General features: G+C 39.6%; 14 protein-coding genes and 1 pseudogene. All 15 read left to right on the top strand.

Features of this window, described 5'->3' with window-relative positions; all coding sequences use genetic code 11:
* The first annotated feature begins 3 nt into the window (after positions 1–3).
* On the top strand, positions 4–867 hold the full coding sequence (locus D2A30_05825; GenBank protein ID ULL21127.1) for a homoserine kinase: 864 nt from the start codon (positions 4–6) through the stop codon (positions 865–867).
* Positions 868–991: 124 nt separating this feature from the next.
* A complete protein-coding gene (locus D2A30_05820; GenBank protein ULL21126.1) occupies positions 992–1,900 on the top strand; it encodes a UDP-N-acetylmuramate dehydrogenase in 909 nt (302 codons plus the stop codon).
* 37 nt (positions 1,901–1,937) lie between these two features.
* Positions 1,938–3,092 (top strand): ABC transporter ATP-binding protein, encoded by a 1,155-nt coding sequence (locus tag D2A30_05815; protein ULL21125.1) that lies wholly within the window; start codon positions 1,938–1,940, stop codon positions 3,090–3,092.
* On the top strand, positions 3,076–3,876 hold the full coding sequence (locus D2A30_05810; GenBank protein ULL21124.1) for an ABC transporter permease: 801 nt from the start codon (positions 3,076–3,078) through the stop codon (positions 3,874–3,876). Before D2A30_05815 ends, D2A30_05810 begins: the two co-directional genes overlap by 17 nt.
* Positions 3,876–4,646: an ABC transporter permease gene (locus D2A30_05805; protein ULL21123.1), complete on the top strand. Its 771-nt coding sequence runs from the start codon at positions 3,876–3,878 to the stop codon at positions 4,644–4,646. The genes D2A30_05810 and D2A30_05805 overlap by 1 nt, the downstream gene beginning before the upstream one ends.
* On the top strand, positions 4,646–5,716 hold the full coding sequence (locus tag D2A30_05800) for an extracellular solute-binding protein (protein ULL21122.1): 1,071 nt from the start codon (positions 4,646–4,648) through the stop codon (positions 5,714–5,716). The genes D2A30_05805 and D2A30_05800 overlap by 1 nt, the downstream gene beginning before the upstream one ends.
* A 117-nt stretch (positions 5,717–5,833) precedes the next feature.
* Complete coding sequence (locus tag D2A30_05795; protein ULL21121.1) at positions 5,834–7,372, top strand: ClC family H(+)/Cl(-) exchange transporter; 1,539 nt, start codon at positions 5,834–5,836, stop codon at positions 7,370–7,372.
* 89 nt (positions 7,373–7,461) lie between these two features.
* Positions 7,462–8,085: an endonuclease III gene (gene nth, locus D2A30_05790; GenBank protein ULL21120.1), complete on the top strand. Its 624-nt coding sequence runs from the start codon at positions 7,462–7,464 to the stop codon at positions 8,083–8,085.
* A 281-nt stretch (positions 8,086–8,366) separates the two neighbouring features.
* Complete coding sequence (guaC, locus tag D2A30_05785) at positions 8,367–9,350, top strand: GMP reductase (GenBank protein ULL21119.1); 984 nt, start codon at positions 8,367–8,369, stop codon at positions 9,348–9,350.
* Positions 9,351–9,649: 299 nt separating this feature from the next.
* Positions 9,650–9,739: pseudogene (locus D2A30_05780) on the top strand (hypothetical protein).
* 290 nt (positions 9,740–10,029) lie between these two features.
* Positions 10,030–11,373, top strand: coding sequence for an MATE family efflux transporter (locus tag D2A30_05775; protein ID ULL21118.1), 1,344 nt, complete (start codon positions 10,030–10,032; stop codon positions 11,371–11,373).
* Between the two features lie 148 nt (positions 11,374–11,521).
* A complete protein-coding gene (locus D2A30_05770; GenBank protein ID ULL21117.1) occupies positions 11,522–12,586 on the top strand; it encodes an aminotransferase class I/II-fold pyridoxal phosphate-dependent enzyme in 1,065 nt (354 codons plus the stop codon).
* A gap of 306 nt (positions 12,587–12,892) precedes the next feature.
* Entirely contained in the window at positions 12,893–13,642 is a 750-nt protein-coding gene (locus tag D2A30_05765) for a DeoR/GlpR transcriptional regulator (GenBank protein ULL21116.1), read from the top strand.
* On the top strand, positions 13,639–14,550 hold the full coding sequence (gene pfkB, locus D2A30_05760) for a 1-phosphofructokinase (GenBank protein ID ULL21115.1): 912 nt from the start codon (positions 13,639–13,641) through the stop codon (positions 14,548–14,550). Before D2A30_05765 ends, pfkB begins: the two co-directional genes overlap by 4 nt.
* On the top strand, positions 14,547–16,502 hold the full coding sequence (locus D2A30_05755; GenBank protein ULL21114.1) for a PTS fructose transporter subunit IIC: 1,956 nt from the start codon (positions 14,547–14,549) through the stop codon (positions 16,500–16,502). The genes pfkB and D2A30_05755 overlap by 4 nt, the downstream gene beginning before the upstream one ends.
* Positions 16,503–16,593 lie beyond the last annotated feature (91 nt).

Below are 16,593 nucleotides of genomic sequence, written 5' to 3'. Positions count from 1 at the left end.
TCTATGAAAATTATTGTTCCAGCGACATCAGCAAATATTGGACCAGGATTTGATTCTGTTGGTGTAGCACTCTCAAAATATCTTGCGGTTGAAGTTCTAGAACATACTAATGAGTGGATTGTTGAGCATCAATTAGAACATGTTCCCTCTGATCAAAATAATTTACTCATCCGGACTGCCCTGACAGTTGCAAAACATATACAACCACATCGTTTAAAAATGGAAAGCGATATTCCCTTAGCTCGTGGCTTAGGTTCATCTAGTTCAGTCATTGTTGCAGGTATCGAACTGGCCAATCAGTTAGGAAAACTTAACCTGAGCCAAGATGAAAAGTTGCAATTGGCTACAAAGATTGAAGGACATCCAGATAATGTAGCTCCAGCTATTTATGGAAATTTGGTCATTTCAAGCTATGTCAACAAAAATGTTCAAGCAGTTGTAACTGACTTTCCACCAACAAGTTTTATTGCGTTTATTCCAAATTATCCTCTTCGTACAAGTGAAAGTCGAGGTATTCTTCCTACACAAATGGGCTATAAAAAGGCGGTTGCTGCTAGTTCGATAGCTAACGTTGCAATTGCAAGCCTTATGTCAGGAGATATTGAAAAAGCGGGTCAACTGATTCAGTTAGATATGTTTCATGAACCCTATCGGCAACTACTTGTTAAAGAGTTTTGTCCGATTAAGCAGTTAGCGCAAGAAATTGGCGCTTATGCAACCTATCTCTCTGGAGCTGGACCGACCGTGATGGTATTGGCACCTGCTGAGAAAGAGGCTGAACTTATTGCGGCGATTGAAGCTCTGCAGCTAGATGGCTCTGTCCATTCCCTAACAGTTGATACAAAGGGAATTCAAGTTATTTTATAAATGAAAGTCCAGTTCTGGGCTTTTTTATTTAAAGCTTCAATTTAATATATTTTATTTTCTATTCGTTTTTTATCCGAATTTTTGGTATAATATTCTCCGTATATAACTTGGAAAAGAGAAGGATATGAAAAATAAAATAAGAGTTGAACTTGAAGGTATCGATATCCGTTTTGATGAGCCTTTGAAAGAGTACACATACACAAATGTCGGTGGGGCAGTTGATTATTTAGTATTTCCTCGTAACCGTTATGAAATTGTTCGTGTCATTGAATTTGCGAAACGTGAAGGGATTCCCTGGCAAGTGCTTGGGAATTCAAGTAATGTCATCGTTCGTGATGGTGGTATTCGTGGTTTTGTTATCCGTATGGATAAATTAAATACGGTAACTGTTTCTGGCTATACTATCGAAGCAGAGGCTGGAGCTAACTTGATTGAGACAACTAGAGTTGCGCTATTTCATTCACTGACCGGTTTCGAGTTTGCTTGTGGAATACCTGGTAGCATCGGTGGAGCTGTCTATATGAATGCTGGCGCTTATGGTGGCGAAGTATCGCATATTTTAGTATCTGCACAAATTTTGACGCCTGCTGGCTATGTAGAAACATTAGATAATCGTGAATTACGCTTTGGCTATCGTTCTTCTATTTTACAGGAAAATGGCGCAATTGTTTTATCTGCGAAATTTGCTCTTCGTCCTGGTAATTACACAGTTATCGAGCAAGAAATGGCCCGTCTGACCCATTTGCGTGAGTTAAAACAACCATTGGAATTACCATCATGTGGTTCTGTCTTTAAACGGCCACTTGGCCATTTTGCTGGTCAACTGATAATGGAAGCAGGCTTGAAAGGCTATCGCATTGGTGGTGTAGAAGTTTCTCAAAAACATGCAGGTTTTATGGTAAACGTTGAAAATGGGACTGCAAATGATTATGAAAGTCTCATTAAACATGTCATTGAAACTGTAGAAAAATCTTCAGGCATTACCTTAGAGCGTGAAGTACGTATTATTGGCGACCCTGCCGAAACTCTTTAGCCAATTGGCTACTGTATAAAGAAGGGATTTATGTGAATTGAAAAAGCCGATTATTGAATTTAAACATGTATCTAAAGTTTTTGAAGATAGTGGAACAACTGTTTTAAAGGACATTAGTTTTGAATTAGAGGAGGGCAAATTTTACACTTTGTTAGGCGCCTCTGGTTCTGGAAAATCAACTATTTTGAATATTATCGCTGGCTTATTGGATGCAAGCTCTGGCGATATTTATTTGGATGGTCAACGGATAAATGATGTGCCAACCAACAAGCGTGATGTCCATACCGTTTTTCAGTCTTATGCCCTTTTCCCTCATATGACTGTCTTTGAAAATGTGGCTTTTCCTCTAAAATTGCGTAAGGTAGATAAGTCAGAAATTGAACGTCGTGTGACAGAAGCCTTACAAATGGTTCGCCTTTCTGGCTATGAGAAACGTTCTATTCAGAAATTGTCTGGTGGACAACGGCAGCGTGTTGCAATCGCGCGTGCCATTATCAATCAACCACGCGTTGTCTTGCTGGATGAACCCTTATCTGCCTTAGACTTAAAACTTCGGACTGAAATGCAGTATGAATTGCGTGAGTTGCAACAGCGCCTTGGAATCACTTTCGTTTTCGTAACGCATGATCAAGAAGAAGCCTTGGCCATGAGCGATTGGATTTTTGTCATGAATGAGGGTGAGATTGTTCAATCTGGAACACCTGTAGATATCTATGATGAGCCGATTAACTATTTTGTTGCAACCTTTATCGGTGAGTCCAACATTCTTCCGGGGCGTATGATTGAAGACTATCTTGTAGAATTCAATGGCAAACGGTTTGAAGCTGTTGACGGTGGTATGCGACCGAATGAGGAAGTTAAGGTAGTCATTCGCCCAGAGGATTTACGAATTACCTTACCTGAAGAAGGAAAACTACAGGTTAAAGTCGATACACAGCTCTTCCGTGGTGTTCACTACGAAATTATAGCCTACGATGATTTGGGCAACGAATGGATGATTCATTCCACTCGTAAAGCCATTGTGGGTGAGGTGATTGGTCTCAGTTTTGAGCCAGAAGATATTCATATCATGCGCCTCAATGAAACTGAAGAAGAATTTGATGCTCGTATTGAAGAGTATGTTGAGGTGGATGAAGTGGAAGATGGTTTGATTAATGCCATCGAGGAGGAACGCAATGAAGAAAACCTCTAGGCTCTTTGCAATTCCTTATGCCTTATGGGTCTTTCTCTTTGTACTAGCACCCGTTGCTTTGATTATCTTTAAATCTTTCTTTGATATTCATGGCAATTTCACTTTGGCTAACTATCAAACCTATTTTAATTCACCAAATATTACCTATCTGCGAATGAGTTTCAACTCCATTTTTTACGCAGGTATTATTACTTTGGTCACCCTTTTGGTGTCCTATCCGACTGCCTATTTCTTGACCAAGCTCAAGCATCGACAACTATGGCTCATGTTGATTATCTTGCCAACCTGGGTAAATCTTTTGCTGAAAGCCTATGCCTTTATCGGTATTTTCGGTCAACATGGTTCCATTAATCAATTTTTAGAGTTTCTGGGGTTAGGGACTCAACAAATTCTCTTTACAGATTTCTCCTTTATTGCTGTTGCAGCCTATATTGAGATTCCATTTATGATTTTGCCAATCTTTAACGCTTTGGATGACTTGGATAAGAATCTTATCAACGCTAGTCGTGATTTGGGTGCAACTTCTTGGCAAACCTTTTCAAAGGTTATTTTTCCTCTCTCTATGAATGGCGTCCGTTCTGGGGTACAGGCTGTTTTTATTCCAAGTTTAAGCCTCTTTATGTTGACTCGTTTGATTGGAGGTAACCGAGTGATTACTTTGGGTACTGCCATCGAGCAGCACTTCCTCACAACACAAAACTGGGGAATGGGTTCAACCATTGGTGTGGTCTTGATTTTAGCCATGCTCTTGATTATGTGGATGACGAAAGAGAGGAAGAAATAATGAAGAAATTTGCAAATGTCTACTTAACCATTGCCTTCCTCGTGCTTTATTTACCCATTTTTTATCTCATTTTCTATGCCTTTAATGCTGGAGGAGATATGAATGGTTTTACTGGCTTTACCTTAGAGCATTTTTCTTCGATGCTTGGTGACAGCAGACTGATGCTGATTTTAGCTCAGACATTCTTACTTGCTTTCTTAAGTTCTTTGATTGCAACCATTATAGGAACATTTGGAGCAATTTATATTTATCAGGCAAAACTTCGTTTTCAAAATGCCCTCTTGTCTATCAATAATATCTTGATGGTGGCACCTGACGTTATGATTGGGGCAAGTTTCTTGATTCTCTTTACCATGATTGGATTTCAATTGGGGTTTGTTTCTGTTTTACTCAGTCACATTGCCTTTTCGATTCCAATCGTCGTCTTGATGGTTTTACCCCGTTTGAAAGAAATGAACGCGGACATGATTTCAGCTGCATATGATTTGGGCGCAACTCAGCCACAAATGCTGAAAGAAATTATGTTGCCTTATCTGACGCCGGCAATTATCGCGGGTTATTTCATGGCTTTTACTTACTCTTTGGATGACTTTGCTGTAACCTTTTTCGTAACAGGAAATGGCTATTCAAATCTTTCGGTTGAAATCTACTCAAGGGCTCGACAAGGTATTTCTTTAGAAATCAATGCCTTGTCAGCGGTTGTGTTCCTTTTCTCTATCTTGTTGGTAGTGGGTTATTATTTCATTTCACGTGAAAAGGAGGCCAACTAATGAAACGACTGTATTCATTTTTTGTAGGTATTGTAGCTATTATTCTTGTTTTATGGGGAATCAGCTACAAGTTAGAAGCTGATTCGACACAAGGAATGATAGATAAATTGGTTATCTATAATTGGGGCGATTATATTGATCCTGAATTACTAGATGAATTTACTGTCGAGACAGGAATTCAGGTTGATTATCAGACTTTTGATTCCAATGAGTCCATGTACACAAAGATCAAGCAGGGTGGAACAACCTACGATTTAGCAGTTCCATCAGAATATATGATTTCCAAAATGACGGAAGAAAATATGCTGGTTAAGCTCGATAAGTCTAAAATCGAAGGTTTGGAGAACATTGACCCTCAATTTATGGGATTGAGCTTTGATAAGAATAATGACTATTCTATCCCCTACTTCTGGGGAACCTTGGGGATTGTGTACAACGATACTATGGTTGAAAATCCTCCTCAAGAGTGGGAAGACCTATGGTCCGACGAATACCGTGACAACATCATGTTAATTGATGGCGTGCGTGAGGTTATGGGCTTTGGTCTACAATCCCTAGGTTATAGCCTGAATTCTAAAAATCCTGTAGAGATTGAAGAAGCAGCTGAACATCTCTACAACCTGACACCAAATATCAAGGCTATTGTTGCTGATGAAATAAAGGGCTATATGATACAAGATGCAGCAGCCATTGCGGTGTCTTTCTCAGGTGAAGCCAGTGAAATGTTGGATGGAAATGAACATCTTCACTATGTCGTGCCATCGAAAGGATCGAACCTTTGGTTTGATAACATGGTAATTCCCAAATCAGCTAATAACATTGATGGCGCCTATGCTTTTATAAGTTTCATGCTCCGTCCTGAAAATGCATTGCGTAATGCAGAATACGTGGGTTATTCCACTCCAATTCCTTCAGCCAAGGCTATGTTGGATGAAGAAACACAAAGTGATGAAGCTTTCTATCCTTCTGAGGAAACGATGAAGCAGATGGAAGTTTATGAAAATTTAGGAAAAGAACTACTTGGTTCTTACAATGATTTGTACCTCCAATTTAAAATGTATCGTAAATAATTTGATTGGACAGGTAGCAACAAAAATATAAGAATGGGAGTGAGGTTCTTTACTAAGTACATATTGCTTCCATTTTTTGGGCGTGTATACTATAGAAATAATGGAAAGGAAATTCCAATGGAAAATCACCGGAAAGAAGTTAGTTTTATTTCGCAATCAATCCTCTATTCGGTTCTGCGTGGTAGTATAGTTGGTATTGCTGCTGGTTTAGTGGTTGTTGTATTTCGCTTAGCCATTGAAAAACTATTTGGTGTTTTTTCACACCTCTATTCTCTGGCAACAGACAATCCAATCTATTTACTTCTTATTGGAGGGCTTTATCTGGTTATAGCTTTACTTGTTGGCCTCTTGATTAAGTACGAACCCAATGCAAAAGGTTCCGGAATTCCTCAAGTTGAAGCGGAACTAAAAGGATTGATGGATTTAAGTTGGTGGTCAGTTCTTTGGAAAAAATTTATCGGTGGCGTTTTATCCATTGCACCGGGCTTAATGCTGGGTCGAGAAGGTCCCAGTATTCAACTAGGTGCTGTAACAGCTAAAGGTGTATCAGTTCTTCTTAAATCCAGTGAAATGGAAAGAAGGAGTTTAATTGCTAGTGGTGCCGCGGCTGGTTTGGCAGCGGCTTTCAATGCCCCAATAGCTGGACTTTTATTTGTTGTAGAGGAAGTCTATCATCAGTTTTCGCGGCTGGTTTGGGTCTCAGCCTTAGCTGCTAGTATCACTGCAAACTTTATTTCCTTACATGTTTTTGGATTAACACCTGTTTTGCACATGCCGGAAGATTTGCAGCTACTATCTCTTGACCAATATTGGATCTATATCTTACTTGGTATTTTCCTTGGGCTTGCTGGATATGTATATGAAGTTGTTATCCTCAACATACAAGTTTTCTATACCATGCTTGCAAAAATCATTCCTCTCCCAGCTCCGTATTATAGTGTATTTGCCTTTTTGTTCATCATGCCGATTGGTTATTATTTCCCTAATCTATTGGGTGGCGGGCATCAGTTGATTTTAGAGCTTCCACATCTGGATCAAGGGCTACTGACATTAGCAATCTTGATTTTAATACGATTTGTATGGAGTATGATTTCTTATGGTTCTGGTTTACCAGGGGGGATCTTTTTGCCTATATTAACCTTGGGAAGTCTCCTTGGTCTATTTGTTGCACGGTTCTTCCTTGATATTGGTTTCATCAGTCAGGACCAGATGCTATTGTTTATTGTATTGGGGATGGCAGGCTTCTTTTCAGCGATTTCCAAAGCTCCTCTAACTGCTATTATTCTAGTAACTGAAATGGTAGGAAGTTTGAATCAATTGATGGTCATTGGGTTGGTGGCTTTGAGTTCCTATGTGATAATGGACATCTTAGGTGGCGCGCCTGTCTACGAAGCGATGTTGGAAAAAATTCTGCCAGTAGAAGTAGAACAGCAAGAACATATGACCTTAATAGAGGTTGTGGTCAACGAAACTTTGGATCAAACCTTTGTAAGTGAGTTACGTTTGCCGGATTCATGCTTGATTACCAGCCAAATTCATCACGGAAAGTCTAGGATTGTGAAAGGAAACAGCCAACTTTTTATGGGTGATTCCTTGCTCGTTGCAGTTCCAATTTCAAAAATTCACACTGTTCGTAAGATACTCGAAGGTGCTTAGATAGTTAGTATCAATTTTCCATCGAAAGGTTGTTAATACCTTAGGCATTCTGATTTCGTTTCTCATTTATCGTATGTTATAATGGTTTTATGGTATTATCAAAAAAACGTGCTAGAAAAGTTATTGAAGAAATTATTGCACTCTATCCTGATGCCAAACCTAGTTTGGATTTTCATAATCATTTCGAGCTGTTGTGCGCTGTGTTACTTTCTGCTCAAACTACAGACGCTGCGGTGAATAAGGCAACACCTGGTTTGTTCGCAGCTTTCTCTACGCCCCAAGCCATGGCGGTAGCAGAAGTGAAGGATATTGAGCCTTATATTTCTCGTTTGGGTTTGTACCGAAACAAGGCAAAGTTTTTAAAAGACTGTGCCCAGCAGTTGATTGAACGGCATAATGGCATTGTTCCGCAGACTCGTGAGGAATTAGAAGCTCTGGCAGGAGTGGGAAGAAAAACGGCCAATGTTGTCTTAAGTGTCGGTTTCGGAATCCCAGCCTTTGCAGTTGATACCCACGTGGGACGGATTTGTAAACACCACGATATTGTCAAAAAATCGGCTACACCCCTGGAAACAGAAAAACGAGTCATGGAAGTCTTACCTCCTGAACTCTGGCTTCCAGCTCATCAGGCGATGATTTATTTTGGAAGAGAAGTATGCCATCCAAAGAATCCTGAGTGTCACAAATATCCGCAATTATATAAATTTGATTAAAAATCTTCCGTTTTTGGAGATTTTTTTGTTTTTGAGACAGAAATATATGGTAAATTCAGAATATTTATTTGAAAATACTAGAAATCTTTCTTAAATTCTGAACAATCACGATATTTGTTTATCAGAAAAATAAAAAATAATAGAATATACGAATGATTTGATAATATTCTTAATTATCATTGACAAAAACCAAACAATAAACTATAATAATACATATGAATTCGTTTAATTACGAAAATTTATCGTTTTTTCTGAAAATTATATGAAATAGAGGTGCGATTATGATTAACGAGACTCCAATTTTTGACTACGAAGATATTCAGCTTATCCCAAATAAATGTATTATCAATAGTCGTTCAGAGGCAGATACAAGTGTAACTCTGGGAAAGTACAGCTTTAAGTTACCTGTAGTTCCGGCCAATATGCAGACGATAATAGATGAAGATGTTGCAGAGATGTTAGCAAAGGATGGTTATTTCTATATTATGCACCGTTTCGATGAAGCCGGCCGTCTTCCATTTATCAAACGCATGCATGAACAGGGCTTGATAGCTTCTATCTCTGTTGGTGTAAAAGAATATGAATATGACTTTGTATCAAGTTTGAAAGCAGATGCTCCTGAGTTTATTACCATTGATATTGCTCATGGTCATGCTGATAGTGTGATAAATATGATTCAGCATATTAAAAAAGAATTGCCAGAAACATTTGTGATTGCTGGAAATGTTGGCACACCAGAAGCGGTCCGTGAATTGGAGAATGCTGGTGCAGATGCCACGAAAGTTGGTATCGGCCCAGGGAAAGTATGTATAACTAAAGTAAAAACAGGTTTTGGTACAGGTGGTTGGCAATTGGCTGCGCTACGTTGGTGTGCAAAAGCAGCTCGTAAACCAATCATTGCGGACGGCGGTATCCGTACCCACGGAGATATTGCTAAATCCATTCGTTTCGGGGCAAGCATGGTTATGATTGGTTCGCTTTTTGCAGGACATATTGAAAGCCCAGGAAAAACAGTAGAAGTAGATGGTGAGAAGTTTAAAGAGTACTATGGTTCTGCATCTGAATACCAAAAAGGTGATTATAAAAACGTTGAGGGTAAGAAAATTTTATTGCCTGCTAAAGGTCACTTGAAAGATACTCTGATTGAAATGGAGCAAGATTTGCAATCTTCTATTTCTTATGCTGGTGGGCGTGATCTCACAAGCTTAAAACATGTGGATTATGTTGTAGTAAAAAATTCAATTTGGAACGGTGACTCCTTATAATTCCATTGGACTTGCATTGCAGGTCCTTTCTTTGTTTGCAGAATGCTTTCAGTCCTGATACAATAATAGAGGCCCCCTTTGACAGTTAGAAAATAATAGTCAATGAGAATCAAAAGTAGCATAACTTCACCTATCTGGGAGATAGTTGAAGGCTGGAAAATATAGAGAATTGTGTTCTCGTCATTGAGCAGAAGACAGAACTCTGTTACTTTCTTGTTTCAAGGTAACAGGTTGAGGGTGGACAGAAAGTCCAGCCTCGCTTCTCAGAATTCGTGTCAACATCTCAGCGCAGTGGTTGGTTGGCAGATTTGTTCGTGTTTCACACTCCAAATCTGACCATTACGACTGTTGCGAACAAAGTTCGCTCCATTTCCAACCTCAAACTGTCTCCCAGACAGTTTGAGCTGTGCGTGGGTGGGAGTTTAAAAGGTCTGGGAGACCTTTTAAAGTGGGAGATATAAGCTGACTGCCGTCAGCTCACATAAATTGATGTCTGGGAATAGACTGTTTCAGCTCAACAACTTGAAATAAAGACTTGTTGACGAACTCTTTTTTGAGTGGTCGAGTTCTTTCCCACTCCCACTCATCAAGGCTCTAGACAACAGTTAATTTTGATTTTCGATGAGTATAATTCGATTGTTTTCGATAAAAAGGTACCTTAGAATAAAAAGGAATGATTATGTATCCAACTCACACTCGAAAAGAAAAGTTTCTGCTTTTTTTAAAGATTTTTCTCCCCATTCTCATTTATCAATTTGCTAATTTTTCTGCATCTTTTATTGATACAATGATGACTGGTCAATATCGGACCCTTGATTTAGCAGGAGTTTCTATGGCAACAAGTCTTTGGAATCCGTTTTTCTCTTTTCTAACAGGAATTGTTTCCGCTATGGTTCCTATTATTGGTCATCACTTAGGGCGGGGAAAACGTGATAAAATCAGAGAGGAATTCCACCAATTTGTTTATCTAGCTCTTGGTTTGGCAGTCATCTTGTTTGTATTGGTAAAGGTTGTTGCGGGTCCGGTCCTTGGTCTGTTGCACTTGGACGCTGAGGTAGAGTCTATAGCAAAATCGTATCTTAACTACATTTCTATTGGAATTTTGCCTCTTTTACTCTTTAGTGTCTGCCGTTCATTTTTCGATGCTTTAGGGATGACACGCTTGTCTATGAAATTAATGTTATTGCTAGTTCCCTTTAATAGCTTATTCAATTATCTATTTATTTATGGTAAGCTGGGATTCCCGACTTTGGGCGGGGCAGGAGCTGGGTTGGGAACTGCTTTAGCCTATTGGGCTGTCCTAGTGGTCATTATCTTAGTCATGCTTAAAAATAAGCTTATCGCTTCGTATCAACTGTGGCAATGGAGCCCTGTTCAATCCTCCCTCTTAAAGGCTGGGTTAAAATTGGGCCTTCCAATTGGTTTGCAAGTCTTTGCTGAAGTTGCTATTTTTGCAGTTGTCAGTTTACAAATGGCAAAATTTTCTTCTCAGGTCATTGCTGCTCACCAGTCTGCAATGAATTTTGCTACCTTGTTATATGCTTTCCCAGTTAGTGTTTCTATGGCCTTACCGATTGTGATTTCATATGAAATCGGTGCAAACCGGCCTCAAGCGGCGCGTCAGTATGCAATTATCGGTCGTTTGACCGCCATTTTATTTGCTGGTTTAACCCTAACATTTCTCTATTTTAATCGGCAAATGGTGGCGGGTTGGTATGGTCAAAATCCGGTGTTTATCAGTTTGACGGCAGATTTTTTAGTTTTTGCTTTATTCTTCCAGTTAGCAGATGCGTTTACAGCTCCGATACAGGGAATCCTACGCGGGTACAAAGACACAACTGTCCCATTTTTATTAGGCCTCATTTCTTTTTGGTCATTGACGTTTCCAATTGCATTTTTATTAGAAGGAACGACAGATTTAGGTCCTAAGGCTTACTGGGTTGGTCTGATTGTTGGTATTTTTGCCTGTGGTATTACCTTAAACATTCGTATGCATATTGTAGAAAAACGAACGGTTCAGTAGGGAAATTTTATCAGTTATTTGTTTGTATCTATCATTGGCACTATTCGAAGAGTATCATAGTAACTGTCGAGAATTTTCTTTCAGCGCCTGAGGCTTTATAACGAACCAAAGTATGTGATAGGTTCAAAACAATAGAAAGTAAGAGAAAATGAGCTTATTTAGAACAGATATAGAAAATTTAGAACCCTATAAATTGCCGGGTCAGGCAAAGTACAATTTAGGTGATAATGAGAATCGACTGATTAATTGGTCTTTTCTCTTACAGGAGGCCTTAGAGGCTGTTACAGCTGGCGAGTTATCTTTCTACGGAGATAATCGGTATGCTGAATTGATTGAGACTTATGCGACCTATCTTGGGGTGCAGCCTCAGCAATTGACGGTTGGGGTTGGATCAGATTTCATCATCCATATGCTAATTTCAGGGGTTCTGAAAGTGGATGAGGTCTTTTTAACCATTGATCCTGATTTCTTTATGTACGAAGTTTACAATCAGTTACATGGTAGCCGATTCAAACAATATGAATTGCCTAGTGATGGAGAAACACTTCGCCTGAAAGCTGATGATATACTAGCTTATGCGAATCTTGTAGGAGCGAAAATGATTATGTTTTCTAATCCGAATAATCCTTCTTCAGTGGCATTTGATGAAAAAGAGGTCGAAGAACTCATACGCAATTTTGATGGCTTAGTCGTGATCGATGAAGCCTACATAGAATTTTCTGACACAACTAGTTTTGTTAATCAAATCAATCAATATAAGAATCTGATAGTACTGCGAACCTTATCAAAAGCATTTGGTTTAGCTGGTATCCGTCTGGGATTTGCAGTTGCAGACGAGCAACTTATTTTTGAATTAGATCGGGTTATTCCTCCTTACAGTTTGCCAAACCTGACAGCTAAAATAGGGACAATGGCCCTTGGATATACTGACTTGGTTCAAGAAAAAATCCTGGAAATAAAAAGTAGTCGTGCAACATTTGTTGAATTTTTGGAAACAATGCCAAACTGTCGTGTTCTGCCAAGTCAGACAAACTTTGTAACTTTTTCTGCACCATGGGCTCAAGAATTGCATCATTATGCATTGGAAAAAGAGTGGAATTTTAAGTATTATCCAAGTGGAAAATTGTCCAACCATATTCGAATGGCTATTGGCAGAAAAGAAGAGATGGAAATGATGAAAGAAATGATACGTAACATTGCCACTGCCGAATAGTAGATCTTCTGTTTAATATTTAATGGTACAGAGAAAAAGTATAAGACTGATTCATCGTTTGATGGATCGGTTTTTTCGTCATTATAAAATAATAGGAACCATTTATTCTCTTCGAAAATGAAAAAATATCCGTTGTCAAGAGCCTTGATGAGTGAAAAGCTCAAGTGGAGCTTTTCATCCTGCTACATTGAAATGGGAAAGTGACAAAATTTTAAAATTGAAGTTTATTGACGGTATTTGAAAGAAAATGATTGACAGGATAAATTTTTCGTGTATAATAGATTTTGTAAACGATTGCAGGAGGTGTTGGACATACTCAAATCAGAGCGAAAACAACTAATTTTAGAGCGAATACAGGCACAACAGTATGTTCGTTTAGAAGAGTTAGTTGAGATTCTTGAAACATCTGAGTCCACTGTTCGTAGGGATTTAGATGAACTAGAAAATGAGGGAAAACTGAGACGTGTGCATGGAGGGGCTGAATCAACAGGCAATTTACAGTTAGAAGAATCGATACTGGAGAAATCTGTCAAAAACGTTCAAGAAAAACGAGAGATTGCTGAACGAGCGGTTCAGCTAATTGGAGATGGAGATGTAATCTTTTTAGACGCCGGAACCACTACAGGACTGCTGATTGACTATCTTCATCAAGAGAATCTTACAGTTGTGACAAATTCGGTTCATCACGCGGTTAAGTTAGTTGAACGCAAGATAAAAACCATTATTATTGGTGGGTTTGTCAAGCAATCAACAGATGCTTCCGTTGGTGCGGTAGCAATAGATCAAATACGGCAACTCAATTTTGACAAGGCATTTCTTGGTATGAATGGTATTGGCAAACACTACTTGACAACACCAGATGTTGAGGAGGCAACTATAAAAAGGACTGTTATTGATAACTCAAAAGAAAGTTATGTACTTGTGGATGCATCTAAAATTGGACAATTTTCCTTCGTGAAGGTTGCTGCAATCGAAAAAGCCAACATTATCTGCCAAACATCAGAAAGCAGTTTATTGGATATAATAAAAGAGAAAACGAGGGTTATCGAGGTATGATTTATACAGTTACGCTCAATCCAGCTATTGACTATATTGTTCGTTTAGAACATGTCGAAACAGGCAGTGTCAATCGTATGGAGAGCGATGATAAGTATGCTGGTGGTAAAGGAATTAATGTTAGTCGTGTCTTAAAGCGTTTAGGGTATTCCAATACAGCAACTGGCTTTCTTGGAGGCTTTACGGGTCAGTTTATTGAGGATGGATTGGTAGCCGAAGGGATTGAAACTGATTTTGTTCAAGTAGATCAAGATACAAGGATAAATGTGAAAATCAAGGCTGATCAAGAAACTGAAATCAATGGATTGGGACCAGTCGTGACGGATTTACAGTTGGCAGAATTAGAGATGATTCTTGCAGGTCTTACCAAAGACAACATTGTTGTATTTGCAGGTTCTGCACCGGCAAGCCTTGGTAACGAAGTTTATAACCGATTAATTCCAGTTGTGAGAGAAACAGGGGCACAGGTTGTCTGTGACTTTGAAGGTAAAACGCTTCTTGACTCACTAGCACACCAACCACTATTGGTCAAGCCAAACAACCATGAACTTGAAGCAATCTTCAATGTCGAATTGAATGGCATTGCAGACATCGAGACCTATGCTAAGAAAATTTTAGAAATGGGTGCTCAGAATGTAATCATTTCTATGGCTGGTGATGGTGCTTTGTTGGTCACTCCAGCAGCTACTTACTTTGCTAAACCAATCAAGGGTACAGTGAAAAACTCTGTCGGAGCTGGAGATTCCATGGTGGCAGGTTTTACAGGTGAATACGTTCGCTCACAAGACCCAATCGAAGCGCTCAAATGGGGAGTTGCTTGCGGTACGGCAACAGCCTTTTCAGATGATCTGGCAAGTATCGAATTGATTAAGGAAATTTATGAAAAAGTTGAGGTAGAATCACTATGAAAATTCAAGACGTTTTGAGAAAAGATGTCATGTTGCTTGATTTGCAAGCGACAAGCAAGGAAGCAGTCATTGATGAAATGATTACCAGCTTGGTAGATAAGGGATGTGTTACTGATTTTGAAGTTTTTAAAACAGGAATCCTCAATCGTGAAGCACAGACTACAACAGGCCTTGGTGACGGGATCGCAATGCCACACGCTAAGAATGCTGCTGTGAGAGTAGCGACTGTTCTCTTTGCAAAATCAAATAAAGGCGTTGACTATGCAAGCCTTGATGGTCAACCTACTGACTTGTTCTTTATGATTGCAGCGCCAGAAGGTGCTAATGATACTCACTTGGCTGCTCTTGCTGAATTGTCAAAATACTTGATGAAACCAGGTTTTGCTGACAAACTTCGTAGTGTATCTAGTCCTGAAGAAGTCATTGCAGTCTTTGACGAAGCCGAAGCAGCAGATAAGGTCGCAGAAGAAGTGGTTGCGGCTCCAAGCGGTGACCGTCCATTTATTGTTGCTGTTACTGCATGTACAACAGGGATTGCACACACATATATGGCGGAAGAAGCTCTGAAGAAGCAAGCAGCAGAAATGGGAGTTGACATCAAAGTTGAAACAAATGGTGCCTCAGGTGTGGGTAATAAATTGACTGCTGAAGATATCAAGAATGCTGCAGGTGTCATCATCGCAGCAGATAAGGCTGTCGATATGCCACGTTTCAATGGTAAGCCATTGGTATCTCGCCCAGTTGCAGCTGGTATCAAACAGCCAGAGGAATTGATTGACCTTATCTTGGAAGGTAAAGCATCAGCTTATACAGCGTCAGAAGGAGCAGCTACTGTGGAATCTTCAGAAAAACTTAGTCTTGGTAAAGCTTTCTATAAGCACTTGATGAGCGGTGTATCTCAAATGTTACCATTCGTTATCGGTGGTGGCATCCTGATTGCTTTAGCCTTCTTAGTCGATAACTTACTTGGTGTTCCTAATGATAGTTTAAGTAGTCTTGGTTCTTACAATGAATTAGCCTCCATGTTTATGAAGATTGGTGGAGCAGCCTTTGGCTTCATGTTGCCACTTCTTGCAGGTTATATTGCATACTCAATCGCTGAAAAACCAGGTTTGGTTGCAGGCTTCGTAGCTGGTGCTATTGCCAATAGTGGCCTTGCTTTCGGTAAAATTCCTTATGCAGCTGGTGGTGAAGAAACCCTTGCTCTTGCTGGTGTATCATCTGGTTTCTTGGGTGCCCTTGTCGGTGGCTTCCTTGCTGGTGGTGTAGTGCTCGTTCTTCGCAACGCTTTGCGCAACCTTCCAAAATCCCTTCAAGGTTTGAATGCTATCTTGCTCTTACCACTTTTAGGTACAGGACTCACAGGTTTCTTGATGTTCTTCGTCAATATTCCGATGGCAGCTATCAACACAGGTATGAACAATTTCTTATCTGGTCTTGAAGGTAGTTCAGCTATTTTACTTGGACTTGTCCTTGGTGGAATGATGGCAGTTGACATGGGTGGACCTGTCAATAAAGCGGCTTATGTTTTCGGTACTGGTACACTAGCAGCAACTGTCGCAAATGGTGGTTCAGTTGCAATGGCTGCCGTTATGGCTGGTGGTATGGTTCCACCATTGGCAGTATTCGTTGCTACCTTGCTTTACAAAAATAAATTTACTCAAGAAGAGCGCAATTCAGGTTTGACTAACATCGTTATGGGGCTTTCATTCATCACTGAAGGTGCGATTCCGTTTGGTGCTGCTGACCCAGCTCGTGCAATTCCAAGCTTTATCGCAGGTTCTGCCCTTGCAGGTGCCTTGGTTGGTTTGTCAGGCATCCAATTGATGGCTCCACACGGTGGTATCTTCGTAATTGCTCTTACATCTAATCCACTTCTCTACCTTGCTTATGTTGCAATCGGTGCAGTAGTTTCAGGTGTCCTTTACGGAGCACTACGTCAAACTAAATAAGAATATAAAAACCTTGTCTGTTGGCAAGGTTTTTTTCATTTTCACCACAAACTATGGTATAATAATTCTATAACTGTGTATTGGAGAAAAA

This window comes from Streptococcus suis (assembly GCA_022354845.1).
GTDB lineage: Bacteria > Bacillota > Bacilli > Lactobacillales > Streptococcaceae > Streptococcus > Streptococcus suis_AA.
Note: the sequence above shows the minus strand (reverse complement) of the source record. Positions and strands in the feature narration are given on the sequence as shown.

Bases quoted from the DNA above. Each gene is read 5' to 3' on its own strand.
- D2A30_05755 (ULL21114.1), top strand. From the start codon at position 14,547: ATGAAAATTCAAGACGTTTTGAGAAAAGATGTCATGTTGCTTGATTTG.
- guaC (ULL21119.1), top strand. From the start codon at position 8,367: ATGATTAACGAGACTCCAATTTTTGACTACGAAGATATTCAGCTTATC.
- D2A30_05775 (ULL21118.1), top strand. From the start codon at position 10,030: ATGTATCCAACTCACACTCGAAAAGAAAAGTTTCTGCTTTTTTTAAAG.
- D2A30_05820 (ULL21126.1), top strand. From the start codon at position 992: ATGAAAAATAAAATAAGAGTTGAACTTGAAGGTATCGATATCCGTTTT.
- D2A30_05825 (ULL21127.1), top strand. From the start codon at position 4: ATGAAAATTATTGTTCCAGCGACATCAGCAAATATTGGACCAGGATTT.
- D2A30_05810 (ULL21124.1), top strand. From the start codon at position 3,076: ATGAAGAAAACCTCTAGGCTCTTTGCAATTCCTTATGCCTTATGGGTC.
- D2A30_05770 (ULL21117.1), top strand. From the start codon at position 11,522: ATGAGCTTATTTAGAACAGATATAGAAAATTTAGAACCCTATAAATTG.
- D2A30_05800 (ULL21122.1), top strand. From the start codon at position 4,646: ATGAAACGACTGTATTCATTTTTTGTAGGTATTGTAGCTATTATTCTT.
- nth (ULL21120.1), top strand. From the start codon at position 7,462: ATGGTATTATCAAAAAAACGTGCTAGAAAAGTTATTGAAGAAATTATT.
- D2A30_05805 (ULL21123.1), top strand. From the start codon at position 3,876: ATGAAGAAATTTGCAAATGTCTACTTAACCATTGCCTTCCTCGTGCTT.
- pfkB (ULL21115.1), top strand. From the start codon at position 13,639: ATGATTTATACAGTTACGCTCAATCCAGCTATTGACTATATTGTTCGT.
- D2A30_05795 (ULL21121.1), top strand. From the start codon at position 5,834: ATGGAAAATCACCGGAAAGAAGTTAGTTTTATTTCGCAATCAATCCTC.